Source organism: Micromonospora sp. NBC_01740 (assembly GCF_035920365.1).
GTDB classification, from domain to species: domain Bacteria; phylum Actinomycetota; class Actinomycetes; order Mycobacteriales; family Micromonosporaceae; genus Micromonospora; species Micromonospora reichwaldensis.
The window spans coordinates 3,564,625-3,589,122 of the sequence record NZ_CP109150.1 but is presented as its reverse complement, the minus strand read 5'-3'; the positions used below and the strand labels follow the sequence as shown (position 1 = coordinate 3,589,122).

Sequence of the window (24,498 nt, the reverse complement as noted above, 5' to 3'; positions counted from 1 at the left end):
CGCCCTCCGGCACCGACCGGAACCGGTCAGGCGGCCCGGGGGGTGAGCAGGTAGTCGTCGGCCTCGGGGCTCCACCGCAGGTCGACGACGCCGCTGGTGGCGGCCGCCTTGCAGAACTGGAGGAAGCTGCGGTAACCCAGCTTCTTCTCGCTGAAGTCGGGCCGCGCCCGGCGCAGCTGGTTCTTCAGCCCGGAGAGGGCCACCGCGCCCTCGTCTCCGGCGAGGTCCGACACCACCGAGCCGAGCAGCGCGAACGCCACCTCCCGGTCGCCGTGCTCGGGCAGGGAGACCTCGGGGTCGCCCTTGGCGGGTCCCTCCGCCAGCTCGACCACGTTGTGCTGGGCGAGGTGCCGCATGAGCTCCCCGAAGGTGCGGAACCCGTAGTCGGACTCGCTGAACGTCGGGTCCTTGCGCAGCAGGGTGCGCTTCAACGTCGAGGCCGTCACCTCGCCGCTCGAACTGCCCTGGAGGCCGGCGACGGTCTGCGCCACGAACACGGCGAGCGTGTCGACGTCCCGCCCGGCCTCCTCGGCCGCCGGCTGCGGCTCGGGCTCCGGCTCCTGCTCCACCCGCGGCACGTCGGGGCTGGGCAGGCGGGCCGGGCGGCCCCGCCGGACCCGGGCGGGAGGGATGTCGACGCCCTCCAACCGGTCGTAGTAGAGGAACTCGTCGCACGCGGGCGGCAGCAGCGCCGAGGTCGAATTCTCCACGCCCACCCCGATGACGCGCTTGTTCAGCTCGCGGAGCTTGTGGACCAACGGGGTGAAGTCGCTGTCGCCGGTGCAGATCACGAAGGTCGAGATGTACCCGCGCTCGAAGGCCAGCTCCACCGCGTCCACGGCCATCTTGATGTCGGCGGCGTTCTTGCGCGAGGCCCCCATCCGCTGGGGAATCTCGATCAGCTCGACGTGCGACCGCGTGAGCATCCGCCGGTCCTCGTCGAAGTACGACCAGTCCGCGTACGCCCGGCGCACCACCACCCGGCCGCGCTCGGCGAGGGCGTCGGCGATGGGACGGAAGTCGAAGGCCACGCCGCCGAGGTGGTCGCGGGCCCCCAACGCGAGGTTCTCGTAGTCGAGGAAGAGGGCGATGCGGTCTTCGTGATCCACGCAGGTCAGCCTACCCCCGGCGGGGCGCCGCGCCGTCGCGTCCGCCCCTGGCATGGCGCGGTGCCCGCCGGGGTCGGCCGGCCACCGGGTAGTGCTGGCCCTACCCGGGAACTACCTCCAGACGGCTGGGTCGGCGCGTCACCCACGGTTAGCGTCAGCGGCATGACGACAGCTCGTCCCCTGTGCCTGGCCGAGGCGCTGCGCCGGCCCGGATACCTGTTCTCCCCGTGGCCGTGGCGCGCGCTGGCCTACCTGTTCACCACCGTCCCCGTCGCCGGGGTGCTCGCCGTCGGGCTGCTCGTCGTCGGGGCACCCCTGCTGGCCGCGGTCAACGCCGCCCGGCAGGACCGCCCGGTCGAGCTGCCCCTCGTGCTGTTCCTGGCCGTCGGTGCCCTGACGGTGCTGGCGTCGGCCCCGGTCGTGAGCATCGCGGTGACCGCCGTGGAACGGCAGCGGCTCGGCCTCGTGGACGGGCGGCCGTTGCCGGCGTACCGGTGGCGGGGCCTGGCCGCGCGCTACACCGACGCCGACGCGTGGCGGGAGGTCGCTTACACCTTCTGGCTGGGCGGCGTCGTGCCGCTCGGCTACGCCGTGTCCACCCTGCTCGTGCTGCTCGACCTCACGCTGGTCGCCAGCCCCTGGCTGGTCGGCGACGCCGACGAGGTCATCGTGGTCTGGACCACCGTCGACACGGCCGGCAAGGCCGTCCCGTACGCCGTCCTCGGGGTCCTGCTCCTCCCGGTGCTCTGGTACGGGCTCGGCGTGCTCGCCGCGGCCCAGGGCGCGGTGGCGCGGTGGCTGCTCGGCCGGCCCGCCGACGGGGCGGCCCTGCGGGAGGTCAGCCGCTCGCGGGCCCGGCTGGTCGACGCGTACGAGACCGAACGCCGCCGCATCGAGCGCGACATGCACGACGGCGCGCAGCCCCGGCTGACCAGCCTCACCCTCCACCTGGGTCTGGCCCGGCTGGACGTGCCCGAGGACTCCCCCGCCGCCGCCCCGCTAGCCGTGGCGCACGACCAGGCCAAGAACCTGATGGTCGAGCTACGGCAGATCGTGCAGGGCATCCGCCCGCAGAGCCTCACCGACCTGGGCCTGGCCGGCGCGGTACGGGAACTGGCCGGCGAGGCCACCGTCCCGGTCACCGTCCACGCCGACCTCGGGCAGCCGCTGCCCGAACTCGTCGAGAGCACCGCGTACTTCGTGGTGTCGGAGGCGTTGGGCAACGTCGTCCGGCACGCCGGGGCGACCCGGGCCGAGGTCCGGCTCGTCCAGGCCGACGGCGAACTCGTCGTGGAGATCTCCGACGACGGCCACGGCGGGGCCGACCCGGCGCGGGGCACCGGCCTGACCGGCCTCGCCGATCGGGTCGCCGCGGCCGACGGGCGGCTGCTGCTCGCCAGCCCGCCCGGCGGCCCCACGCTCGTCCGGGTGGAGTTGCCGTGCCACCGATGACGCGCGTCGTGCTCGCCGAGGACGAGGTCCTCCTGCGCGAGGGCCTCGCCGGCCTGCTGGCCCGGTTCGACTTCGAGGTGGTCGCCGCCGTCGGCACGGCACCGCAGTTGCGGGACGCGGTCCGGGCGCACGAGCCGGACCTGGTGGTGACCGACATCCGGATGCCGCCCGGCCCGCACGACGACGGGCTGCGGGCCGCCGTCGACCTACGCGCCGAACGGTCGCGGCTCGCCGTCATGGTGCTGAGCCAGCACGTGCAGGCCGAGTACGCCTCCGCCCTGCTCGCCAGCGGTGACGGACGGGGCGTCGGCTACCTGCTCAAGGACCGGATCGCCGAGGTCGCCGAGTTTGCCGGGCAGCTTCGCACGGTCGCCGGCGGCGGCACGGTCGTCGACCCCGACGTGGTGCGGCGGCTGCTGCACCGCCCACGCGACCCGCTCGCGGCCCTGTCCGCCCGGGAGCGCGAGGTGCTGACGCTGCTCGCCGAGGGGCACTCCAACGCGGCGATCGCCGCGCGGCTGCACGTCACCGAGGCGGCCATCGGCAAGCACATCGGCAACGTCCTGGCGAAGCTCGGCCTGCCGCCCAGCGACGACACCAACCGCCGGGTGCTGGCGGCCCTCACCTACCTGCGCGCGGGCCCGTCGCCCCGGTAGCCGGCTCCGGCGCGACCGGTGGCCGCCTCCGGCGCGGCCGTCCGCCGGGCAGGCGCGGCCGCCCCGCCGAAAAGTTGCGGTCCCGATCTCCCGCCGTTCACCCGCGCCCCGCTAGCATCGCTGCTCATGAATACGAGGAGCAGTACCCGCTCGGGCCCCAGAAGGCTGGCGATGGCGTTCGCGCTGGCCGTCGTCCTGGTGGCGCCCGTGGCGGTGACGGCGGCGGCGTCGGCCGCCGGCCCCCTTACCGTGGCCCAGGCGCTTGCCGCGCAGGACGGCCGGACGGCCGCCGTGACCGGCTACGTCATCGGCCAGCCGACCAGCACCACGACGGTGCTCAGGTCCGGCTTCACCGCCGACACCGCGATCGCGATCGCCGACACGGCCGCCGAGACCGGCGCGAGCAGGATGCTCTACGTCCAGGTCACCGCCGCCTACCGGAGCACGTTCGGGCTGCTCACCAACCCGGGCCTGCGGGGCCAGCGGATCACCGCCACCGGCGCGCTCACCGCCTACTTCAGCCACGGCGGCCTGAAGAACCCGACGGCGATGACCCTCGGCGGCACCACGCCATCGCCGAGCCAGTCCCCGACTCCGGTCCCGACGACCACCCCGGCGCCCGGCGGCGACTACGACTCCACCTACTACGCCAACGCGATCGGCAAGTCCGGCACGGCGCTGCGCAGCTCGCTGCACTCGATCATCAAGGTGCAGACGAAGCTCTCCTACGACCAGGTCTGGGAGGCGCTGAAGGACACCGACCAGGACCCGGCCAACACCAACAACGTCATCCTGCTCAACACCGGGCGGTCCCAGAGCAAGAGCAGCAACGGCGGCGGCGTGAACGACTGGAACCGTGAGCACGTCTGGGCCAAGTCGCACGGCGACTTCGGCACCGCGACCGGCCCGGGCACGGACGTCCACCACCTCCGGCCGGAGGACGTCTCGGTCAACTCGACGCGCGGCAACAAGGACTTCGACACCGGCGGCAGCCCCGTCGCCGAGGCGCCGGGCTGCTACACCGACGCCGACTCGTGGGAGCCGCGCAACGCGGTCAAGGGCGACGTGGCACGCATGCTGATGTACATGGCGATCCGGTACGAGGGCACCGACGGCTGGCCCAACCTGGAGCTGAACCAGTCGGTCAACAACGGCAGCGCGCCGTACCACGGCAAGATGGCGGTGCTGCTCCAGTGGAACCAGGCCGACCCGCCGGACACCTTCGAGAAGCGCCGCAACCAGCGGATCTACGAGCGCTGGCAGGGCAACCGGAACCCGTTCGTCGACCACCCGGAGTGGGCGACCGCCATCTGGGGCTGACCTCGCCCCACCGGCGTGTCGCGGCCGGTCCCCCGACGGGGGACCGGCCGACCGGCGGGCGGTAGTCGGCCCTAGCCCGTGGGATCCGCCGCACGGGGCGTTCCGCCTTCGCCGTACGGGACGCCGCAGCCTGGGCCACCGACAAGGTAGGTACTGGTAGGTGTACCCGCGCCCGAGCGGGGTATCCCGCGCGGCCAGCATCCGTCTGTCGGGAGGTCACCGTGGAGAGTCGAGCCAAGGCGTTGGGTCACGGGATCCATCCCATGATGATCGTCTTTCCGCTGGGACTGCTCGCCACGGCGGTGATCTTCGACATCCTGTACCTGATCACGGACCGCGCCGGATTCCAGATCTCCGCCGCGTACACGATCGGTGCCGGCGTCATCGGCGGCCTGCTCGCGGCGGTCTTCGGCTTCACGGACTGGCGGGCCATCCCGTCCGGCACCCGCGCCAAGCGGGTGGGCGCGATCCACGGCATCGGCAACGTCGTCGTCGTGCTGCTGTTCGCGGTGAGCTGGTTGGCGCGGGCCTCCGCGACGAACTGGGAGCCGAACGCCCTGGCCCTGATCTGCAGCTTCGCGGGCATCCTCCTGTCCGGGATGACGGCCTGGCTCGGCGGCGAGCTGGTCGAGCGGCTGGGCATCGGGGTCAGCGACAACGCCGGCGTCAACGCGCCGAGTTCCCTGTCCCGTCGTTCCACGCGCCGCGCCCGCGCCTGATCCGTCCGCCCGTGCCCCGGACGGACCGGGCAGGCCGGTGGGCCAGCCGGCCCGGCCCGCCGGGGGGCGGGTTCGTCACCGCGCGCCGGCGGGTTCCGGGACGAACGGCAGGCTCCTCGGCTCCACCGGCTGGGCCTCGCCGGCCGGGTGCCGCCACAGCCCCCGCGCGCGCAGGATCGGCAGCACGCCTTCGCCGAACCAGTACGCCTCCTCCAGGTGCGGGTGGCCGGAGAGGATGAACTCGTCCAGGCCGAGCGCGTGGTACTCGGCGATCCGGTCCGCCACCTCCGTGTGGCTGCCCACGAGGGCCGTGCCGGCGCCGCCCCGGACCAGGCCGAAGCCGGCCCAGAGGTTGGGGGCGACCTCCAGTCCGTCGCGGGAGCCCCCGTGCAGGTCGAGCATCCGGCGCTGCCCCTCGGACTCGCTGCCGCGCAGCCCCGCCTGAGCCGCCCGCAGGTCGGACTCGGCGATGCCGTCGAGCAGGCGGCGGGCCTGCGCCCAGGCCTCCTCGGCGGTGTCCCGGGTGATGACGTGCAGCCGGATGCCGAAGCGCAGTTCGCGGCCGGCCTCGGCGGCCAGCGCGCGGACCCCGTCGAGCTTGCCGGCCACCTGGGCCGGCGGCTCGCCCCAGGTGAGGTAGACGTCGCTGTGCCGCACCGCCACCGGCAGCGCGGCGGCGGAGGAGCCGCCGAAGTAGATCGGCGGGACCGGGTCCGGTAGCCGGTTGAGCCGGCCCTGCGCGATCCGCAGATGCTCGCCGGCGTGGTCCACGGTCTCGCCGCGCCACAGCGCCCGCACGATGTGCAGGAACTCGTCGGTGCGCGCGTACCGGGCGTCCTTGTCCAGGAAGTCGCCGTAGGCGCGCTGCTCGTGCGACTCGCCGCCGGTGACGATGTTGACCATCAGCCGGCCGCCGGAGAGCCGTTGGAACGTCGAGGCCATCTGCGCCGCCAGCGCGGGCGTGAGCAGGCCGGGGCGGAAGGCGACCAGGAACTTCAGCCGCTCGGTCACCTCGGTGAGCATGGCGGTGCTCAGCCAGGCGTCCTCGCACCAGGCGCCGGTCGGGGTGAGCGCGCCGACGAAGCCGAGCTGCTCGGCGGTCCGCGCGATCTGGCCCAGGTAGGCGACGGTCGCCGGGCGGGCGCCGCCGGCCGTGCCGACCGGCACGCCGTGGCCCCCGCCGACGATGTCCCGGCTGTCGCCGTAGGTGGGCAGGAACCAGTGGAAGGTGAGGGCCATCCGGATCTTTCCTCCAGTGCGGTGGCGAGAAGAGGTGCGGCGGGGCAGGCGGCCGGCGGCCGGGTGCTCCTGAGGGGTGGGACGATCCCGGTGACAGTCTACCCATAAAACCTATCGGGTTAGTAGGCTTAGTGCGACAGGCGGCTGTCAGTGCCGTCGCACCCCCAGGTCCATCTCCGTAGGAGCTGTCATGCGAACCCCCAGAACGGCCCTCACCCGTCGGCACCGCCTGGTGACGGCACTGCTCACCGCCGTGGCACTGGTCGCGGTCGGCGGCGTCAGCGCCTGCGGCGACGGGTCCGCGGCGGCCGGCGGCGACAAGGGCCCACTTCGGATCGGCTATCAGCGCTTCGGAGGACTGAGCCTGGTCAAGGCCCGCAACGCCGCCCCCGACGTGGAGTGGTCGTTGTTCGAGAGCGGCCCGGCGCTCACCGAGGCGCTCAAGGCCGGCTCGATCGACATCGGGCAGGTCGGCGAGGCGCCGCCCGTCTTCGCCGCGGCGGCCAAGATCCCGTTCTCCGTCATCGGCACCTCCGCGCCCGTCCCGCAGGGCGAGGCGGTGCTGGTCAAGGACGACAGCGGCTACCGCACCTTCGCCGACCTGCGCGGCAGGACGGTGGCCCTGAACAAGGGCTCCAACGTGCACTGGCTGCTCGTGCGCCTGCTGGCGGCGCACAAGATGACGTTGGACGACATCAACGTCAAGTACCTCAAGCCCGCCGAGGGACGGCCCGCGTTCGACAACGGGCAGGTCGACGCCTGGATCATCTGGGACCCGTACTTCGCCCTGGCCGAGCAGCCCGGGGTCCGGGTGCTCGCCGACGCCACCGGCCTCGCCAGCAACCGGGAGTACGTCCTGGCCGCCCCGGACGCCGTACAGAACCGGTCGGACGACATCCGGGCGTTCCTGCGGACGTACCGGACGGTGACGGACTGGGGCATCGCCAACCCCGACGAGCGGGCCCGCACCCTCGCGCCCGAGTTGAAGATCGCGCAGGACGTCACCGAACGCGCCCTGCTCCGCAGCGCCAAGCCCCTGTCCCCGGTCACCCCGGCCGTCGGCGACGAACTCCAGGCGATCGCGGACGGCTTCGTCGCGCTGAAGCTCGTCCCGGGGCCGGTCGACATCCGGGGCCGCGTCGACGGCCGGTTCAACGAGGTCTTCCAGTGAGCCGTACGACGCTGGCCGACGCCCCGGCCCCGGCCACGGCGACCGCACCGACGCGGCCTGAGCGGCGCGCGCGGCCGGCCCGGCGGTGGCGCCGGCTCGCCAGCCCGGTGCTGCTGGTGCTCTCCTGGGAGCTGGCCGCCCGGATCGGGCTGCTGGCGCCCGAGAAGCTGCCGGCGCCGAGCGACGTGCTGGCCACCGGGTGGCGGCTGTCCCGCGACGGCATCCTCGCCACCCACCTGTTCGACTCGCTCACGCGCGCCGGCGTCGGCCTGCTGATCGGCGGGGGTCTCGCCCTGCTGCTCGGCACCGTGGCGGGGTTGCTCCGGCTCGGCGACGACCTCGTCGACCCCCCGGTGCAGATGGCCCGGATGCTCCCCCACCTGGGACTGGTGCCGCTCCTGATCATCTGGGTCGGCATCGGCGAGTCGCTCAAGATCAGCCTGGTGGCCCTCGGTGCGTTCTTCCCGATCTACTTCAACACCTACGCCGGCATCCGGGACATCGACGAACGCCTCGTCGAGGCGGCCCGGACGTGCGGGCTGGGGCAGGCCGCCCGGCTGCGCCACGTGGTGCTGCCCGGCGCGCTGCCCGCCCTCTTCCTCGGCCTACGCCTGGCGATCGGGGCGGCCTGGCTCAGTCTGGTCGTCGGCGAGCAGGTCAACGCCCAGACCGGGATCGGCTTTCTGATGATGGAGGCGCGCGAGTTCAGCCAGACCGACGTGGTCGTGCTCGGCCTGCTGATCTACGCGCTGCTCGGCCTGGCGTCCGACCTGGCGCTGCGTGTCGCGGAGAGGAGGACGCTGACATGGCGTCGCGGACTGCGGGCGACCTGACGGCCGCGGGGCCGGTGCTGACCGCCCACGCCGTACGCCGGGCGTTCGGCCCCTCGGTCGTGCTGGCCGGCGTCGACCTGGCGATCTCCCGGGGGGAGGTGGTGGCCCTGCTGGGCGGCAGCGGCTCCGGCAAGAGCACCCTGCTGCGCATCCTCGCCGGCCTCGACGGCGATGCCACCGGCGGGACCACCGTGCACGGCACGGCCGCCGTGGTGTTCCAGGAGCACCGGCTGCTGCCCTGGAAACGGGTGGCCGAGAACGTCGGGCTCGGCCTGTCCGGCGCCGACACCGACCGGCGGATCGACCGGGCCCTGGCCGAGGTCGGGCTCGCCGACCGGCGCCGCGCCTGGCCGGCCGAGCTGTCCGGCGGCCAGGCTCAGCGGGTCGCCGTCGCCCGGGCGCTGGTCCGCGAACCCGACCTGCTGCTGCTCGACGAGCCGTTCGGCGCCCTCGACGCGCTCACCCGGCTGCGGATGCAGGGGCTGCTACGCCGGCTGCGCGCCGAGCACGGCTTCGCCGCCCTGCTGGTCACCCACGACGTGGACGAGGCCCTGCTGCTCGCCGACCGGATCCTGCTGCTGGAAGGGGGCGTCATCGCCGAGGAACTCCCGGTCGACCTGGGGTCGGTGCGTACGCCGGACGAGCCGGCCTTCGGCGCGCTGCGCCGCCACCTGCTCGACCGCCTCGGCGTGCCGGCCGCCTGACCGCGCCGCCGGCCCCGCACCGGCCGGTCCTCGCCACGGAGATCCGTCAACGGCCCCGGCCCCACCCGGCAGATCCGGGTGGGGCCGGGGCCGCTCGCGCCGATCCGGGTCGACCGGCGGGAAGCCGGGTCACGCTGCCTCCCGGCCCGCCCCGTCGACCCCGGTGTAGCGGCCCTGGTGGTGCAGCAGCGGCGAGCCGCCGTCGGCGTGCCGGATCAGTTCCGGCTCGGCCAGCACGACGGCGTGGTCGCCGACGGGCACCCGGTCGACCACCCGGCAGAGCAGCCAGGCCAGGACGCCCCCGAGGATCGGCGCCCCCTCCGGTCCGGTACGCCACCGGGTGGGGGTGGCGAACCGGTCGATGCCGCTGGTGGCGAAGGTACGGGCCAGTTCCCGCTGGTCTTCCGCGAGCAGGTGCACCGCCACGTGGCGGGCGCCGGCCAGGGTCGGCCAGCTGGACGATCCGAGGTTCACGCAGAACGACACGACCGGCGGCGCCAGCGACACCGAGGTGAACGACGTGGCGGTGAAGCCGACCGGCGGCGCGCCGGGCGCGGTGACCACGGTGACGGTGCTGGCCTGGTGGCGCAGCACCGTGCGCAGCCCGCGGGCGTCGGCGTCGGCCGTCCACCCGCCCTCCGGGCCGTCCTGCCACTGTCGGACGAGGGGGTCGGTGTCGTACCGCGCGATGACCATCGGGACCTTCCGGAGGGGAGTCAGGCAGAGAATCGTGACAGAGCGGCGACGCCAGCCCCGGCCGCACGCAGCGACGGCACGCGGACCTCGGTCCACGGCGGCATCCTGGAGTCGGGAAGCGCCGGGACCAGGAACCGCCCCCGCGGGTCGTCGACGACCGCGACGATGGCCGCGCTGGCCGCGTCGAGGGGGCAGGTGGCGATCACCGAGCGGCGACGAAGCCGGGGAACCGACCGGTGCGGCCGTCGGGCGCGACGCGATCGGCGGTCAGGCCACCGGGCGCGAACCGGGACAGAGCTGCGAGGCGACCCGCATCAGGTCGACGACCCGGCGGGAGGTGAGCAGCGGTACGCGCGGCATGACCCCATTTTCCTACTGGATCAGTAGGAATACAAGTCCCTTCGCCCGCCGGTGGGCCGAAGGGGGTCGGCGCGCTGCCCCGAGCCGGCGGTACGGGCCGTCAGCGCCGGCGGGCGTACGCCAGCGGCAGAGGGCTCGCCTGGCCGCTCCACGTGCCGGTCAGCACGGCGCCCTCCGACGCGGTGCCGCCGTCGGGGCGGCGCACGACGGCCAACTCCACGGAGTCGGTGACGATGACGGTGAGGTCGTCCTCGACCACGCGGCGCACGGCGCCGACGGGCGGGACCTCGGCGCCCCGGGTGCCGCTGCCGGCGATGGTCATCGACAGCTCGCGGTACTCCCGCTGGCCGTCGGCCTCGAAGTACTCCTGCGCCTGCCCTGCGTCGGCGAGGACGGCCGCCGCCAGCGTCGCGGCGTAGACGGGATCGGCGCACGCGTCGTACACCCAGCGGCGGCCGAGCACGGAGTGCTCGGTGGTGCCGACGAGCCAGTCGTCGGCGCCGTCGAGGGGCGCGCCGCGGTAGGTCAGCGGGACCTGGTGGATCGGCCCGTCGCCGGCCCTGACGAGCAGCGTCTCGACGCCGACGTCGCCGGCCGGGTCGTCGAACCGGTAGGCCGCCACGCGCTCGACGTCGGCGCCGGCCGGCCCCTGGAACCAGGGTCGGCCGGGCAGCCACGCCGCCAGGAGTGCGAACTTCGTGGGGCGCATCTCCGCCCGGTGCAACAGCGCCATACGCCGCATCGTAGGGGCACCCCGGTGCCCCGCGCTGACCCGGCCGCACGCGACGCGTCCGGCGCGAGCGGGGCCCGGCGTGTCAGGCGGGTCAGGCGGTGGCGTAGCGGCGCAGCCCGTCGACGTCGGACCGGGTCAGGCGGCCCTGGGCGACCAGGAGTTCCAGGTGCGCCGCGGTCTCGGTGACGGCGAGCATCGCGTTGAACACGTCGAGGTCGGCCAGCCTGTGCTCCCGCCGGGTCCAGCGCAGCCGCGCAGCGACCTCGTACGCCGAACTCGCCCCCCGGGCCACGGCGGCCTCCGTCTCGTCGAGCCGCGCGCCGTGGTGCGCGACGAGTTCGTCGACCCGCGCGTGCACGCTGGGGGTCACCGGCCCGTGCGCCGGGAGCAGCCGCGCGTCCGGTCGCCGGCGCACCAGCGCGAGCGATGCCAGGAAGTCGCCGAGCGGGTTCGCCGAGAGTGCGGCCTCGAAGCCGATCGAGGGCGTGATGGTGGGCAGCACGTGGTCACCGGCGAACAACAGGTGCGAGCCGGTGTCGTGGAAGACGACGTGCCCGCGCGTGTGGCCCGGCGTCTCGACGACGTGCAGGGTGCGCTCGCCGTGCCTGATCTGCTGACCGTCGTGGAACCAGTCGTCCGGCAGTTCCCAGTCCTCGGTGCTCAGCCGCGACCCGGTCAACCCCGCCAGGGTGTCGGCCAGCTCGCCGGCGCCCAGCAGCCGCAGGTGGCCGAGCTGCTCGGCGAGCGGGTTCCGGTGCGGCGTCATGGACGCCGCGAGGCTCTCGCGTTCCCCGGCGCCGAGGCTCACCCGCATGCCGTACTCGCGGCGCAGGTGCACGGCCTGCGTGTAGTGGTCCCGGTGCACGTGCGTGACGAGGAACCGGCGCACGTCCCCCAGCGAGCAGTCCAGCTCCTTGAGTGCCGCGTCGAGCGCGGAGCGCGCCTCGGCGATCGCCCACCCGGAGTCGACGAGCACGAGACCGTCGTCGTCGCGCAGGACGTACACGTTCACCGCGCGCAGGCCGTCGTTCGGCAGCGGCAGCGGCACGCGGTGGACGCCGGGGGCGACCTCGAACGTTCCGGGCGTGGTCCAGTCGTCGGAGTTGCCGGTGCCCGAGGTCATGATCCGACCATAGTCCGCCCCGCGACCTGCCCCGGCTCCTCGTCGGCGGCCGCGACGAGAATGGCGACGAAGCGGTCGCACCAGGCCGCCACCGTGGACCGGTCGAACAGGTCCGTGGAGTACTCCACGACGCCCCGCAGGCCGCCCTCGTGCGGGGTGACGACCGTGGCGTAGTCCCGGCGGGCGCAGCCGAGCCCCTGGTCGGTGACGTGCGCCACGAGCCCCGGCAGCCGCACCTCCGGCATCCCCGGATTCCAGCCGAACAGCGTCGTGGCGACCGGTGGCGGCATGCCGACCCGCCAGTGCGGGTCGAGGGCCGCGTACACCTCGGCCAGGGGCGCCGGCTGGTGCCGGAGCGCGTCGAGGAACACCCGGTCGGTGCCCGCCGTCAGCTCCGCGAAGGACGCCGCGCGCGCCAGCGGGGGCCGCATCAGCAGCGGGCTGGTGAACAGGCCCACGACCGACTCGTCCTCGCGGTGGTCGCGGTGGGCGTACGGGCAGGCGAGGACCACGTCACGCGTGCCGGTGAGTTCGCGTACGAGCAGCGCGTACCCGCTGGCCAGGACCGGGAACAGGGTCGTGCCGCAGCGCTCGGCGAGGCCGGTCAGGCGGTCGGTCAGCTCGGCCGGGACGTCGAAGGCGAACTCGCTGCCCCGGCCGGACGGCCGCGCCGGCCGTGGGCGGTCGGCCGGGAACGACACCGCGCGGGGTGCTCCGGCGAGCTGGTCCCGCCAGTACCGCAGGACGTCCGGCGGGACTGCGGTCGCCCGTTGCCGGCGCGCGTGGTCGACGTAGCGTGCCGTGGGCGCGGCGGGGGCCGCCCCCTGGCCGGTCTCCGCGGCGTAGCCCCTTCCCAGCTCGTCGAGCAGTTGGAGCATCGACCAGCCGTCACCACAGAGATGGTGCACGACCAGCATCAGCACCCACGCGTCGTCGTCCAGCCGCGCCAGCCGGGCCCGCAGCCATGGTCCCGTGTCCTCCGGGAAGGGCTCGCGGCCGGTCCGCACGCACCACTGCTCGACCTCGTCGGCGGCGAGGTCGCACACCGGCAGCGTCCCCGGCCGGGCCGGGAGCACCTCCTGGACCAGCTCACCGGCGCGTTCCACCAGGCGGGTGCGCAGCGCCTCGTGCCGGGCGACCAGGCCGTCGACCGCCCGTTGCAGGGCCGGCACGTCGAGCCGACCGGCGAGGGTCACCCGTACCGCCATGTGCACGGCCGGCGGGTCGGGGGCCTGCCGCTGGCGATGCCACATCAGTTCCTGCGGGTAGGTCGCCGGCGCCCGGTCCACGACCTCGGACCCGCCGTCCGCGGTCGCCAGGTCCCGCGCCATCGCCCGGATGCCCGGGCTGCGCAGCACCCGGTGCGTGCCGACCGTCAGGCCCAGCAGGTCCGTCAGCCGGTTCGCCAACCGTACGGCCGCCAGGGAGTGACCGCCCGCGGCGAAGAAGGGGACGTCCACCGGCAGCCGGGCCACCCCGAGCTCGGCGCACCAGGAGTCGTGGACGAGCTGCTCCATGGCGGTGCGGGGCCGGTCGGCGGCGCCCGTCACGGCGGGCGCCGGCAGCCGCGACCGGTCCACCTTGCCGTTGTCCGTGGTGGGCAGGGTGTCCAGCAGCACCCAGGCCCGGGGCACGAGGTGTGCGGGCAGGCGCTCGGCGAGCACCGCGGCGAGTCGCTCCGCGCGGGTCGCCGCCGGTTCCCCGTCGTCGTCCGCCACGACGTACGCGGCGAGGTACGGCTCGTCGCCCCGGTCGTGCCGCGCGATGACGGTGGCCTGGCGTACCCCGGGCAGCATGGCCAGCTCCGCAGCGGCCTCGCCGGGCTCCGTCCGCTGTCCGGCGATCTTGACCTGGTCGTCCACGCGGCCGACGAACTCGAGGGTCCCGTCGCCCCGTTCCCGGACCAGGTCCCCGGTCCGGTAGACCCGTGCCCCGGGCAGGCCAGGATCGGGCAGGAAGGCGGCGGCGGTCGCCGCGGGTCGGTCGAGGTAGCCCCGGGCCACGCCGGCCCCGCCGACGTACAGCTCCCCCACCGCCCCCCGTGGCACCGGCACACCGCGCTCGTCCAGCAGGTACAGCCGATGGTTGTCGACGGGGGTGCCGATGTCGACCGGCCCCGGAACGTCCGCCCGCACCGGACCCGCCGTGGCGACGATGCTGCACTCGGTCGGACCGTAGGCGTTGATCACCTCGGCCGGGAAGCCGGCGGGCGGTCGGCGCCGGAGCTGGCTGCCGCCCACGACGAGCGTGCGCGGGGCGTGCGCGGGCATCGGAAGGGCGAAGACCAGCTCGGCGAGCGGCGCCGGCAGGAAGGCCACCGTGACGCCGCCGCGGGACCACTCCTCGACGAGGGCCGCAGGGTCGCTCCGCGCCTCCTCCGGTACGAGATGCACGGTGGCGCCGGCGGCGAGCGCCGGATGGATCTCGGCGAGGTTCGCGTCGAAGGCGAGCCCGAGCGCGTGGCCGACGGTGTCGGCTCCGGTGAGGGCCAGGGCCCGCACGTGCCAGTCGATGGCGTCCACGGCGGCCCGGTGCGGCACCAGGACGCCCTTCGGCCGGCCGGTCGAGCCGGACGTGTGGACGCACCAGGCCACCTGCTCCGCCGTCGGCACCCGGCCCGGGGCTGGCAGGTCCGGGTCACCGGGATCCTCGACCCGCAGGCAGACCGCGTCCGTCGGCGCGTCCACGTCCTTCGTGGTGACCAGCAGCCGGGCGCCGCTGTCGGCGAACAGGGTGGCCACCCGGGCGGCGGGCAGCCCCGGGTCGAGGGGGAGGAAGCCCGCGCCGGCGATCAGCACGGCGAGCTGGGCGGCGATCAGCTCCGGTCGGCGCGGCAGGAGCACCGCGACGAGGTCGTCGGGCCCGACGCCGGCGGCGGCGATCCGGCGGGCGAGCAGGTCGGCCCGCTCGCGCAGTTCGCGGTACGTCCACCGGGTCGTCCCGCACACGACCGCCACGGCGTCCGGGGTGCGGGCCGCCTGCCGCAGGAACAACTCGTGCAGCCGGGCGTCGCCGACGGGTGTCCGCGGCCCGTGCAGGCGGTCGGCGGAGTCGTCCAGGTACGCCGCCAGGCCCGACAGCGGCTCGTCGGGCTCCCGGGTCGCCCGGTCGAGCAGCCGCTCGACGTAGTCCAGCAGGCGACGCACCGTCGCCCGGTCGAGCACGTCGGTCCGGTACTCGACGTGGCAGCGCACGGTGTCGCCGTGGGACAGGTAGACGACCAGGTCGACCGGGGCCTTGTCCAGGCCCACCGGGATCGGCTCGGCGGTGACCCCCGGCAGGTCGAACAGGAACGCCGGGGCGCCGCGCTCGTACTCCACGACCACGTCGAAGAGCGGGTGGCGGCCGGCCTCCCGGTTCGGGGCGAGCGCGCTGACGAGGTCGTCGAAGGGCACGCCCGCGTGTTCGTACCCGTCCGCCGAGCGGTACTGGACCCGAGCGAGCAGCTCCCGGAAGGTGGGGTCACCGGCGAGGTCCAGCCGCAGCGGCATGGTGTCGACGAAGAACCCGATCAGGTCCTCGGAATCCTCGTCGCGGCCGCTCATGCCGGTGCCGATCACCAGGTCCGGTTGGCCGCTGAACCGGAACAGCGCCACGCCGATCGCGCTGAGCAGCGTGGTGAACGGGGTGACCCGCTCGACGCGGCTGAGCTGCCGGACCCGTTCGGTCAACTCCACCGGGATCTCCACGAGGAGACTCTCACCGGCGGCCGAGACGGTGGCCGGTCGCTGCCGGTCCGAGGGCAGCACGAGGGTGGGCGGCAGCGGATCGAGCAGGTCGAGCCAGTACGCCAGGCTCTTGTCCACGCCGTCCCGGGCCGACCGGGCACGCGCCCTGGCCAGCTCCGGGTAGGTGACCGGCAGCGGGGGCAGCGCGGCCGTCGTACCGGTCGACCGGGCCCGGTAGCACGCGCCGACCTCGCGGGTCAGGACCGCGTACGAGCCGCCGTCGGTGGCCAGGTGGTGGAACGACATCACCAGCACGTGGTGTGTCGGGGAGAGGCGCAGCAGCTCGAACGCGAAGACCGGCCCCTCGACGAGGTCGAACACCCGCGTGCTCTCCCGGGCCATCGCGGCCCGCACCACGGCGTCCTCGTCGGCACCGGCATGCTCCCGCACCGGGAGGTCGACCGTCGCCGTCGGCCGGACCACCTGGCAGGGTTGCCCGTCGACCTCGCGGTAGGTCGTCCGCAGTGGCGCGTGCCGGTCGACGACGTCCTGCAACGCCCCGCGCAGCCCCGCCGTGTCGAGCGCGCCGCACAGCCGCACGGCCGCGCCCTCCGTGTAGGCCGGGGTGCCCGGGTACGCCTGCTCGACCAGCCACAGCCGCCGCTGGCCGGGCGTCAGCGGCGCGATCTCGACGGTCGGTGGCGCGGCGATCCCGACGGCCTCCCGCGCCGCTGTCCCGACGACCACCGCAGCCGTGGCCACAGCCGGGGCCGGGGCCACAGCCGGGGCCGGTCGACGGGGCGTGGCCCGCCGCAGCGCGTCGATGGCCGGCAGGCCGTCCCGCACGGCCCCCGCCGGCAGGCCGAAGTCGACGAAGCAGGCGATCTCGTCGGCGCCGGCGTCGAGCACCGCGTCGAGCACCGGCCGGCAACTCTCCGGCGAGCCGATCAGGGCTCGCTGCTCGCAGTACCGCTGGTAGGCACGGGACAACACGAACCGGACGTCCTCGTCGGGGGTGTCGGCGAGGTCGACGTTCATGCCCAGGCTGTTGACCACCTGGCCGAGCAGGCTGAACGAGGAGCGCAGGTAGGCACAGAACGGCTCGAACGCCATGGCCCGCGCCTGCTCGGCGTCGTCGCCGAGGAAGGTGTGCAGCAGCACCACGACCCGCCCCGCAGCGGGATCGAGACCGTGTTCGGCCCGGGTACGCCGGTACAGCGCGACGTTCTCGGCCAGCCGCGCGACGTCCTGGGTCATCAGGTTGGTGACCACGCCGAGGCCGCGGCGGGCCGCTTCCCGGTAGCTGTCCGGGTTGCCGACGATCGCCGTGAAGGTCGGCGGTTCCGCCTGCACCGGGCGGGGGAACAGTCGGATGTCGACGTCTTCGCCGCTGCCCGACCGCGCGGTGATCGCCTCGCCGCGCCAGAGCCGCCGTACGGTGTCGAGATTGTCGTACATCACCTGCTTGTGGCGACGGTAGTTGTCCGGGTAGAAGACGAAGTCGTTGGCGTGCCACCCGGGCGCGCACCCCAGCCCGACCCGCCCCCCGGAGAGGTTGTCCACCATGGACCACTCCTCGGCGACCCGGACGGGATGGTGCAGGGGCAGCACCACCGAGCCGGCGTTGAGGCGCAGCCGGCGGGTCCGCGTCGCGAGGGCCGCGGCGAGCACCGACGGGTTGGGAAAGAGCCCGCCGAAGGAATGGAAGTGCCGTTCGGGCAGCCACACCGCGTGGAAGTCGTGGGTGTCGGCGAACTCGGCGGCCTCGATGATGGTTCCGTAGGCGTCGTCCCGGGCCGAGTCGGGGTAGTCGCCGAAGAAGTACAGACTGAAGTCGACGGTGTCCGGCGCGCCGGCGACCGACGCGACCGGCGCCGGCCGCGTCGACGGCTCGGGGGCGACGGCCGCGCCGCCACTGGTGCTGGCGTTGGCGCCGGTGGCGGTGGCGCCGTTGCCGCCGGCGCCGGTGGCGGCGCCGAGTAGAGCGAGCTGGTCGCGCATCAGGTCCAGCTGGCGGTGCACGATCGTGACGAGGTCGGCCGGTACGTCCCGGGGGGCGTCGCCCGGGTCGGTCGGTGCCGCCGAAGCGACGGGCACGGGCACCGGCCCGGCGGGCACGGGAACCGGCGCGACAGGGACGGAGGGCGACGCGGTCGTCGGACCGGCTGGCGGGGCCGCCGGAGGGAACACGCCGGCCGAGGCGCCGCGCGTCACCGCCTCGGCGAGCCGGCGGGGGGTGTCCACGGCGGCGAACAGGTCCCGGACGGGAACCCGTACCCCGAACGCGTGGTCGATCTCCCGGGCCATGGTGATCAGAAGCAGCGAGTCGGCACCGAGGTCGAGGAAGGTCTCGTCCGGATCGACCTCTCCCACGTCCAGTCCGAGCCGCTCGGCCGTCAGCGCCCGGATGCGCGCGAGCACCTGCTCGGCCCCGACGTCGTGCCCGGCCGGCGGCCGGGGCGGCCCCGGCTCGGCGGTCGCCGACGACCCGGCCGCGCCGCTCGCGGCAGACCCGCCGGCCGCAACCCGGACGTCGGTCGCGGCGGAGGTGCCGGTCGCGACCCGGCCGTCGGTCGCGTTGGAGGTGTCGGCCGCAACCCGGACGTCGGTCGCGGCAGAGGTGTCGGTCGCGGCGGAGATGTCGGCCGCCCCGGACGCGGAGACCCAGAACCGCCGGCGCTGGAACGGATAGGCCGGCAGTGGCACGGCTCGGCCACCGCAGTCGGCGGTCAGCGCGGCCCAGTCGACCGGGAACCCCGCCACGTGCAACTCCGCGACGGCGCGCCACAGCCCGTCGACCGGTGGGGTGCCACGACGTTGCGACGGCACCCACCGCAGGTCGGATCCCGTGCCGCGGGCGATGCTGGTCAGCGCCCCGTCCGCGCCCGCCTCGACGACCGATCGCACGCCCTGCCCGGCGAGGGTGGCCACGGCGGCGCTCCAGGCGACCGGCTCGCGCGCCTGCCGGCACAGGTGGTCGGCGTCCGGCAGCCAGCCGGGTGGGCGTACCCGGCCGTCCAGGCTGCTGATCAGGGGCAGGCGGGTCGGTGCGAGCTGCACCTCCCCGATCGTCCGGCGGAGCCGGTCGAGGACCGCGTCCACGCCGGTCGAGTGGAACGCCCGGTCGACCGGGAGCGGGCGGGTCGCCACGCCGTGCCGTTCGGCTTCCCGGACGACCGCCGCCAGGGCATCCGGGGAACCCGCGAGCACGTGGTGCTCCGCGCCGTTGCGGGCGGCGATCTCCGCCGTCGACCCACGCAGCAGCTCATCGACCGTCGCTTCGTCGGCCAGGACCGCGCACATCGCGCCGGGTGGCAGCGCGTCGCGCATCAGGGCGCCCCGGTGCGCGGCCAGCCCGACCGCGTCGCCCAGGGACAGCGCACCGGCCACGACCAGTGCGGCGTACTCGCCGACGCTGTGCCCGAGGACGACGTCCGGCGTGAGCCCCCACGACCGCCACAGCTCGGCGAACGCCACCGCGGTGACCACCAGCGCCGGCTGCGCCACGTCCGTCGGGCGACCCGTTCCGACGGGGTGTTCCCGCAGCCGGGCGACGAGGTCGCCACCGGTCACTCGGCGGTACGCGTCGGCCCCCTCGGCCAACACGTCCCGCGCGACCGGGAACCGCTCGGCGAGATCGAGGACGACGCAGCGACGGTCGCCCTGCCCGGGAAAGGCCAGCGCGACCGGAGTGACGCTCTCCGGCTCCGCCCGGCCGGTCAGCACGTTTCCCGCCACGCCCGCCTCGACGTACCGGTGGAGGCCGTCGGCCAGCTCGGCGGCGGAGGTGCCGAGCGCGACCAGGCGGTGCCGGAGGTGGCGTCTGCGCCGCCCGGCGCTGGTGACCACGTCGGCCAACTCCGGCCCGGGGTCCTCGCGGAGCAGGTCGCGGTGGCGGGCGGCCAGCTCCACCAGCGCCGACGGGTCGGCCGCCGACAGGGGCAGCAGTCCCGGCGCGGGGTGGGCCGGCGGCTCGTCCGGCCGGCGTCGGTCCGCCGGGGGCGGCTCCTCGACGATCACGTGGGCGTTGGTGCCGCCCACCCCCAACGCGCTGACGGCCGCCCGGCGCGGCCGCAGGTCCGCCGGCCACCGCGTGCCACGGGTGGTCACCGTGAAGGGGCCGGCGGCGAGGTCGATCGCCGGATTGGGCCGGCGGAAGTTGATCTGTGGGGCGACCCGGCCGGAACGCACGGTCAGGATCGTCTTGATCAGGCCGGCCATGCCCGCGCAACTGTCCAGGTGACCGACGTTCGCCTTGACCGAGCCGAGGAACGGTCGACCGCCCGCGTACACCTCGGCGAGGGCGTGGTGCTCCACCGGGTCACCCAGGGCCGTGCCCGTACCGTGTGCCTCGACGTACCCGATCGACTCCGCCGGGACGCGCGCGGCGGCCAGCGCCCGCCGGGCGACGTCGACCTGCCCGGCCACCCCGGGTGCCGTGAAGCCCACCTTGCCGGCGCCGTCGTTGTTCACGGCCGAGCCGATGATCACGGCGTGCACGGTGTCGCCGTCGGCGAGGGCCCGGTCGAGCGGCTTCAGCACCACGGCGGCGACGCCGTTGCCGCCGACCGTTCCGTCCGCGTCGGCGTCGAAGGGCCGGCACCGACCGCTCGCCGACAGGATCGATCCCGGGGTGTGCCGGTGACCCGTCACCTGCGGCACGTGCACGGCCACGGCGCCCGCGACCGCCTGGTCGACCTCGCCGTCGAGCAGCGCCCGCACCGCCAGGTGCACCGCCACGAGCGAGGTCGAGCAGGCGTTCTGCACGTTGATCGCCGGCCCGGTCAGCCCCAGCCGGTACGCCACCCGGGTGGCCAGGAAGTCCGGCTGGTTGCCGAGGGCGACGCCGATCGAGTCGGCCGGATCGGCGGGCCCCGTCCGGTGGCCGAGCTGGCGGAGATAGGTGTGGTGCGGATAGAGGTTCATTCCGCTGCCGGCGTAGAGGCCGGTCCGCAGCCCCCGCGTGTCGCCCGGGTGCCCGGCATCCTCCAACGCGTGGTGACAGGTCTCCAGGAACAGCCGGTGCTGCGGGTCGAGCAGCTCCGCCTCCCGGGCGCTGATCGAGAAGAAGCCCGCGTCGAAGCCGGCGACGTCGTCGTCGAGGACCCCGCTGGCCGCCACGAAGTCGGGAGCGTCGACGGTGTCGCGTGGGATTCCCGCCGCGACGAGCTCGTCCGGTGTGAAGGCACGCACGCTCTCCACCCCGGCGGTCAGGTTCGCCCAGTACTCGTCGACCGTGCGCGCTCCGGGGAACCGGACCGCCATGCCGATCACCGCGATCCGCCGGTCCCGTACCGGCCCGCCGACGGGCTCCGCCGTGGGCGTGGTCGCCGGGGCGGCGAGGTGCGCGCTGAGCGCGTCGACCGTCGGGTGGGCGAAGAGCACCGGCTGTGGGACCGGGCGCTCCAGTGCCCGCTCCAGGCGGGCCCGGAGACGGACGATCTCGACCGAGCCGATGCCGAGTTCGTAGAACGGACGCGCCGGGTCGACCTGGCCACCCGTCAGGTCGCCGAGGATGCCGGTCAGCAGGGCGCGTACCTCCGCCCTGCCCGGTCCGGCCGCGCGCGCCGCCGTGGCCCCGGTGGGGTCGGTGGTCGCCCGCCGCCTGTCGTGCGGCCGGTGCGGCGACCGGTCGGCCAGGCAGCGCCGGACCAGCTCCGCGCGCCGGATCTTCCCCCCGGTGGTACGCGGGAACTGCTCCGCGGGGAGCGACAGCACCCGCTCGGGTACGACCTGCCAGCGTCGGGCCACCGCCGCCCGCACCGCCTCGGCCACCCCCGTCGCGGGTGCGTCGTCGTCGGGCACGTAGAAGATCACCAGCGACTCGGTGCCGGTGCGGGGCTCCGGTACGCCGACGGCGGCCACCAGGCCCCGCCGTACCCCGGCCACCTCCCCCGCCACCTGCTCGACCTCGTGGCAGGGCAGGTTGTGCCCGTTGAGGATGATCATGTCCTTCGCCCGGCCGGTGATGGCGATCCGACCGTCCCGCATGAAGGCGAGGTCGCCGGTCTCCAGCCAGCCGTCGCCGTCGGGGAAGGCCAGGCGGGTCGCCTCCGGGTCGGCGAGGTACCCGGGCGTGACCCGCGCCGACGAGACCTGGAGCCGGCCGATGCGGCCCTCGGGAAGCACCGCGCCGGCGGCGTCGACGATCCGCAGGGTGGCACCGGGCGCGGGCGGCCCGACGGAGAGGAACTCGGTGACGTCGGCCGGGTCGTCGTCCTCGGCGTACTCCAGGTCGCCGCCCAGGCTCGCCGTACGGATCCGGAGGCGGGTGCCGGGCTCGGCGAAGGAGGCGAAGGTGATTCCCGTGCTGGTCTCCGACATGCCCCAGGCCGGCGTCATCGCCTCCGCCGGCACCCCGGTGGCGGCGACGAACGCCTCGAAGGTCTCCGGCAGGCACTGCTCCCCGCCGCAGACCATGCGGCGTACGCCGCCGAGGTCCCACGGTTCACCGGGGGCCCGGGCGACCGCGTCGGCCACCAGCCGCAGGCCGAAGTTCGGCGCCCAACTGTGCGTGACCCGGTGCCGCCGCATCAGCTCCAACCACCGCAGCGGATCGTCGAGCACCCATTCGGTGGCGACGTGGACGGACGTGGCGCCGAGGAAGACGCCGCCCAGGTGGTAGAGCAGCAGGCCGGCGACGTGGTCCAGGGGAAGCCAGTTGAGCAGGACGTCCCGCGGGCCGATGTCGAGCATCGTCCGGGCCCCGACGGCATATTCCGAGAGCCCTCGGTGCGTCAACGGGATCACCTTCGGCCGGCCGGTGCTGCCCGAGGAGAGCTGCAGCAGCGCCACCGACCCGGGGTCGGTGTCCGTCGCCTCCGGCTCCGGTACGGAAGGGGCGGGGCCGTCGGGAGCGCTCGTCGCGGTCAGCTCCGGCACCGCGACCACCCGGTCCCGCAGCGGCAGCCGGGCCAGCACGTCCAGGTCCTCCGGCCCGGCCAGCACCACGGGCTCCCCGAGCACCCGCCAGGCGTGCACGAGGGCGGCGGCGGTGGGGTTGTCCGCGTCGTACCCGGTGGGCGCGCCGACGGTGAGGGGCACGATCCCGCCGAGGACGCAGCCGAAGAAGGTCGGCCAGTACTGCTCACCCGAGGTGATCCGCAGGACGACGTGGGACCCCCGATCCAGGCCGTGGGCCCGCAGACCGGGCAGCGCCGCGCGCGCCCCGGCGAGCAGCCGCCCGTGGTCGAGGAACTTCTCGCGCCCGTCGGGGCCCACGATCCGGATGCCCGCGTCCGGGTGGTTCCGGGCCGCCCGCAGCAGCGCCTCGTCCAAGGTCCGGGGATGGTCGACGGGGCCGGGCAGGTCCCCGCCGTGGCTGACGGCGGCGGGGCGTTCGGCGGACGTCGACTTCACGGTGCTACCTCGACTTCTTGCGTTCTCTGTCGGTGCGGACGGTGCGCCGGCGTGCGGGCGTGGGAGATGAGGAAGGCACCGGCGGCGGCGAGCGCCAGGCCGTGCGCCAGCGCGACCACCGACAGGGGCGTCAGGCGGTCGAGCGCGAAGGCACTGACGATCATGCCGATGCCGAACCCCGCGTTCTGCGCGGTGCTGGCCAGGCCCATGAGTTGCGGCAGACGGGAGGGCTCGACGGTCTGCAACCGGGTGGTGTAGCTGATCTCGGCGTAGCCGTCCGCCATGCCGGCGGCCAGCGCCAGGACGGCCACCAGCCAGATCGGGGGCCCCGCGAAGGCGAGCACGAACAGCAGCGACATTGCGCAGGTGGCGACGCCGAAGGCCCTCGGCGATCCCGGGCGGGAGGTGCCGGCGGCCCGCCGGGCGTACCACCGGCCGGCGACGAGACTGCCGACCGCCCAGGGCGTGGTGAACAGGGCGGCGAACGCGGCGGGGGCGTCGGGCCAGGCCAGGTTCGCGTACACCGGCAGGCCCACGTTGTGGGAGGCGGACCCGAACGCGTCGACGGACCGCACCGCGATCATGGCCAGGATCACGGGGGCGACCGAGGGCAGGAGGCGCCGGAGCCCCGCCCCGCGGCGGGGGCCCTTGGTGGGCGGCCCGGCGGGGCGGCCCACCACGCGCCAGGCGCGGACCGCGGAGAGCAGCAGTGCGGACACCACGAACGAGGTGGCGTCGAGCAGGAACGCGGCGTGGTAGCCGAACAGGGTCACGAGGATCCCCGCGCTGCCGAAGCCCAGCAGCATGGCCACCGAGCGGGCCGCCACCAGGTTCGCGTTGGCCCGGGCCAGGTCGTCCGGGCCGACCAGCGCGGGCAACCCGCTGCGCAGCGCGACCACCCACAGCGTCTGACTTCCGCCGAGGAGCACGGCCAGCGCGTGCAGCATGGTCGGTTGCGCGGCGGACGGCATCGCGACCAGCAGCACCAGCGCACCGGCCGACAGCAGGTCGCCGCCGATCATGAGCCTGGCCCGCGCGTACCGGCTGACCAGCGTGCCGGCGACCAGCCCCATCAGGACGCCGGCGCACAGGCGGACCGCCATGAAGATCCCGGTGGACACGGCGGAGCCCGTGATCTCCAGGGTGAACAGCCCCAGCGCCACCATGTTCAGGAAGCTGCCGTACGTGGACACGGCGTGCGCGGCGATGACGAGACGGAGCGGACGTGCGGAAGGTTCCTCCGTTGCTGGCACCTGTCGAGATCCGCCCCGCTCATGATCGTGTATGGAGCGAGGATCATGCCATTGCGGGTACGGGCATCTCAATACGTCGAAGGACCGGCGCCCGCATCGCCGA

General features: G+C 74.7%; 14 protein-coding genes. 7 read left to right on the top strand and 7 right to left on the bottom strand.

Features of this window, described 5'->3' with window-relative positions:
* Positions 1-26 precede the first annotated feature (26 nt).
* Entirely contained in the window at positions 27-1,109 is a 1,083-nt protein-coding gene (locus tag OG989_RS16735; RefSeq protein ID WP_151455944.1) for a PIN domain-containing protein, read from the bottom strand.
* A 162-nt stretch (positions 1,110-1,271) separates the two neighbouring features.
* Here OG989_RS16735 and OG989_RS16730 point away from each other — a divergent pair, with 162 nt between their 5' ends.
* From OG989_RS16730 to OG989_RS16715, 4 genes are all read left to right on the top strand, one after another.
* The gene (locus OG989_RS16730) at positions 1,272-2,561 is read left to right on the top strand and encodes a sensor histidine kinase (protein ID WP_151455943.1); all 1,290 of its coding nucleotides are present in this window, start codon (positions 1,272-1,274) and stop codon (positions 2,559-2,561) included.
* On the top strand, positions 2,558-3,217 hold the full coding sequence (locus OG989_RS16725; RefSeq protein ID WP_442791934.1) for a response regulator transcription factor: 660 nt from the start codon (positions 2,558-2,560) through the stop codon (positions 3,215-3,217). Before OG989_RS16730 ends, OG989_RS16725 begins: the two co-directional genes overlap by 4 nt.
* Before the next feature lie 171 nt (positions 3,218-3,388).
* Positions 3,389-4,537: an endonuclease gene (locus tag OG989_RS16720; RefSeq protein ID WP_327031046.1), complete on the top strand. Its 1,149-nt coding sequence runs from the start codon at positions 3,389-3,391 to the stop codon at positions 4,535-4,537.
* 221 nt (positions 4,538-4,758) lie between these two features.
* Positions 4,759-5,256 carry a DUF2231 domain-containing protein gene (locus tag OG989_RS16715; RefSeq protein ID WP_327031045.1) on the top strand — a complete coding sequence of 166 codons (498 nt, stop codon included), beginning with the start codon at positions 4,759-4,761 and terminating at the stop codon, positions 5,254-5,256.
* Between the two features lie 75 nt (positions 5,257-5,331).
* Here OG989_RS16715 and OG989_RS16710 read toward each other — a convergent pair whose 3' ends face one another.
* Positions 5,332-6,495, bottom strand: a complete 1,164-nt coding sequence (locus OG989_RS16710; RefSeq protein WP_327031044.1) for an LLM class flavin-dependent oxidoreductase — start codon at positions 6,493-6,495, stop codon at positions 5,332-5,334.
* A 190-nt stretch (positions 6,496-6,685) separates the two neighbouring features.
* On the opposite strand from OG989_RS16710, the gene OG989_RS16705 reads away from it, so the two are divergent.
* The 3 genes from OG989_RS16705 to OG989_RS16695 are packed head-to-tail and all read left to right on the top strand — an operon-like array spanning position 6,686 to position 9,203.
* The gene (locus OG989_RS16705) at positions 6,686-7,666 is read left to right on the top strand and encodes an aliphatic sulfonate ABC transporter substrate-binding protein (RefSeq protein WP_327031043.1); all 981 of its coding nucleotides are present in this window, start codon (positions 6,686-6,688) and stop codon (positions 7,664-7,666) included.
* Complete coding sequence (locus OG989_RS16700; protein WP_327031042.1) at positions 7,663-8,499, top strand: ABC transporter permease; 837 nt, start codon at positions 7,663-7,665, stop codon at positions 8,497-8,499. The genes OG989_RS16705 and OG989_RS16700 overlap by 4 nt, the downstream gene beginning before the upstream one ends.
* Entirely contained in the window at positions 8,472-9,203 is a 732-nt protein-coding gene (locus OG989_RS16695) for an ABC transporter ATP-binding protein (RefSeq protein WP_327031041.1), read from the top strand. The genes OG989_RS16700 and OG989_RS16695 overlap by 28 nt, the downstream gene beginning before the upstream one ends.
* 129 nt (positions 9,204-9,332) lie before the next feature.
* Here OG989_RS16695 and OG989_RS16690 read toward each other — a convergent pair whose 3' ends face one another.
* The 5 genes from OG989_RS16690 to OG989_RS16670 all read right to left on the bottom strand — a co-directional run bounded on the left by OG989_RS16690 (position 9,333) and on the right by OG989_RS16670 (position 24,395).
* Positions 9,333-9,899 (bottom strand): flavin reductase family protein, encoded by a 567-nt coding sequence (locus OG989_RS16690; protein ID WP_327031040.1) that lies wholly within the window; start codon positions 9,897-9,899, stop codon positions 9,333-9,335.
* 460 nt (positions 9,900-10,359) lie between these two features.
* Positions 10,360-10,992 carry a CG0192-related protein gene (locus tag OG989_RS16685; protein ID WP_327031039.1) on the bottom strand — a complete coding sequence of 211 codons (633 nt, stop codon included), beginning with the start codon at positions 10,990-10,992 and terminating at the stop codon, positions 10,360-10,362.
* 91 nt (positions 10,993-11,083) lie between these two features.
* Positions 11,084-12,115 (bottom strand): MBL fold metallo-hydrolase, encoded by a 1,032-nt coding sequence (locus OG989_RS16680; protein WP_151455933.1) that lies wholly within the window; start codon positions 12,113-12,115, stop codon positions 11,084-11,086.
* Positions 12,112-23,142: a non-ribosomal peptide synthetase/type I polyketide synthase gene (locus OG989_RS16675; protein WP_327031038.1), complete on the bottom strand. Its 11,031-nt coding sequence runs from the start codon at positions 23,140-23,142 to the stop codon at positions 12,112-12,114. The genes OG989_RS16680 and OG989_RS16675 overlap by 4 nt, the downstream gene beginning before the upstream one ends.
* On the bottom strand, positions 23,139-24,395 hold the full coding sequence (locus OG989_RS16670) for an MFS transporter (RefSeq protein WP_327031037.1): 1,257 nt from the start codon (positions 24,393-24,395) through the stop codon (positions 23,139-23,141). Before OG989_RS16670 ends, OG989_RS16675 begins: the two co-directional genes overlap by 4 nt.
* Positions 24,396-24,498 lie beyond the last annotated feature (103 nt).

Coding starts and splice junctions, on each gene's coding strand:
- OG989_RS16730 (WP_151455943.1), top strand. CDS start 1,272: ATGACGACAGCTCGTCCCCTGTGCCTGGCCGAGGCGCTGCGCCGGCCC.
- OG989_RS16725 (WP_442791934.1), top strand. CDS start 2,558: ATGACGCGCGTCGTGCTCGCCGAGGACGAGGTCCTCCTGCGCGAGGGC.
- OG989_RS16720 (WP_327031046.1), top strand. CDS start 3,389: ATGGCGTTCGCGCTGGCCGTCGTCCTGGTGGCGCCCGTGGCGGTGACG.
- OG989_RS16710 (WP_327031044.1), bottom strand. CDS start 6,495: ATGGCCCTCACCTTCCACTGGTTCCTGCCCACCTACGGCGACAGCCGG.
- OG989_RS16705 (WP_327031043.1), top strand. CDS start 6,686: ATGCGAACCCCCAGAACGGCCCTCACCCGTCGGCACCGCCTGGTGACG.
- OG989_RS16695 (WP_327031041.1), top strand. CDS start 8,472: ATGGCGTCGCGGACTGCGGGCGACCTGACGGCCGCGGGGCCGGTGCTG.
- OG989_RS16690 (WP_327031040.1), bottom strand. CDS start 9,899: ATGGTCATCGCGCGGTACGACACCGACCCCCTCGTCCGACAGTGGCAG.
- OG989_RS16685 (WP_327031039.1), bottom strand. CDS start 10,992: ATGGCGCTGTTGCACCGGGCGGAGATGCGCCCCACGAAGTTCGCACTC.
- OG989_RS16680 (WP_151455933.1), bottom strand. CDS start 12,115: ATGACCTCGGGCACCGGCAACTCCGACGACTGGACCACGCCCGGAACG.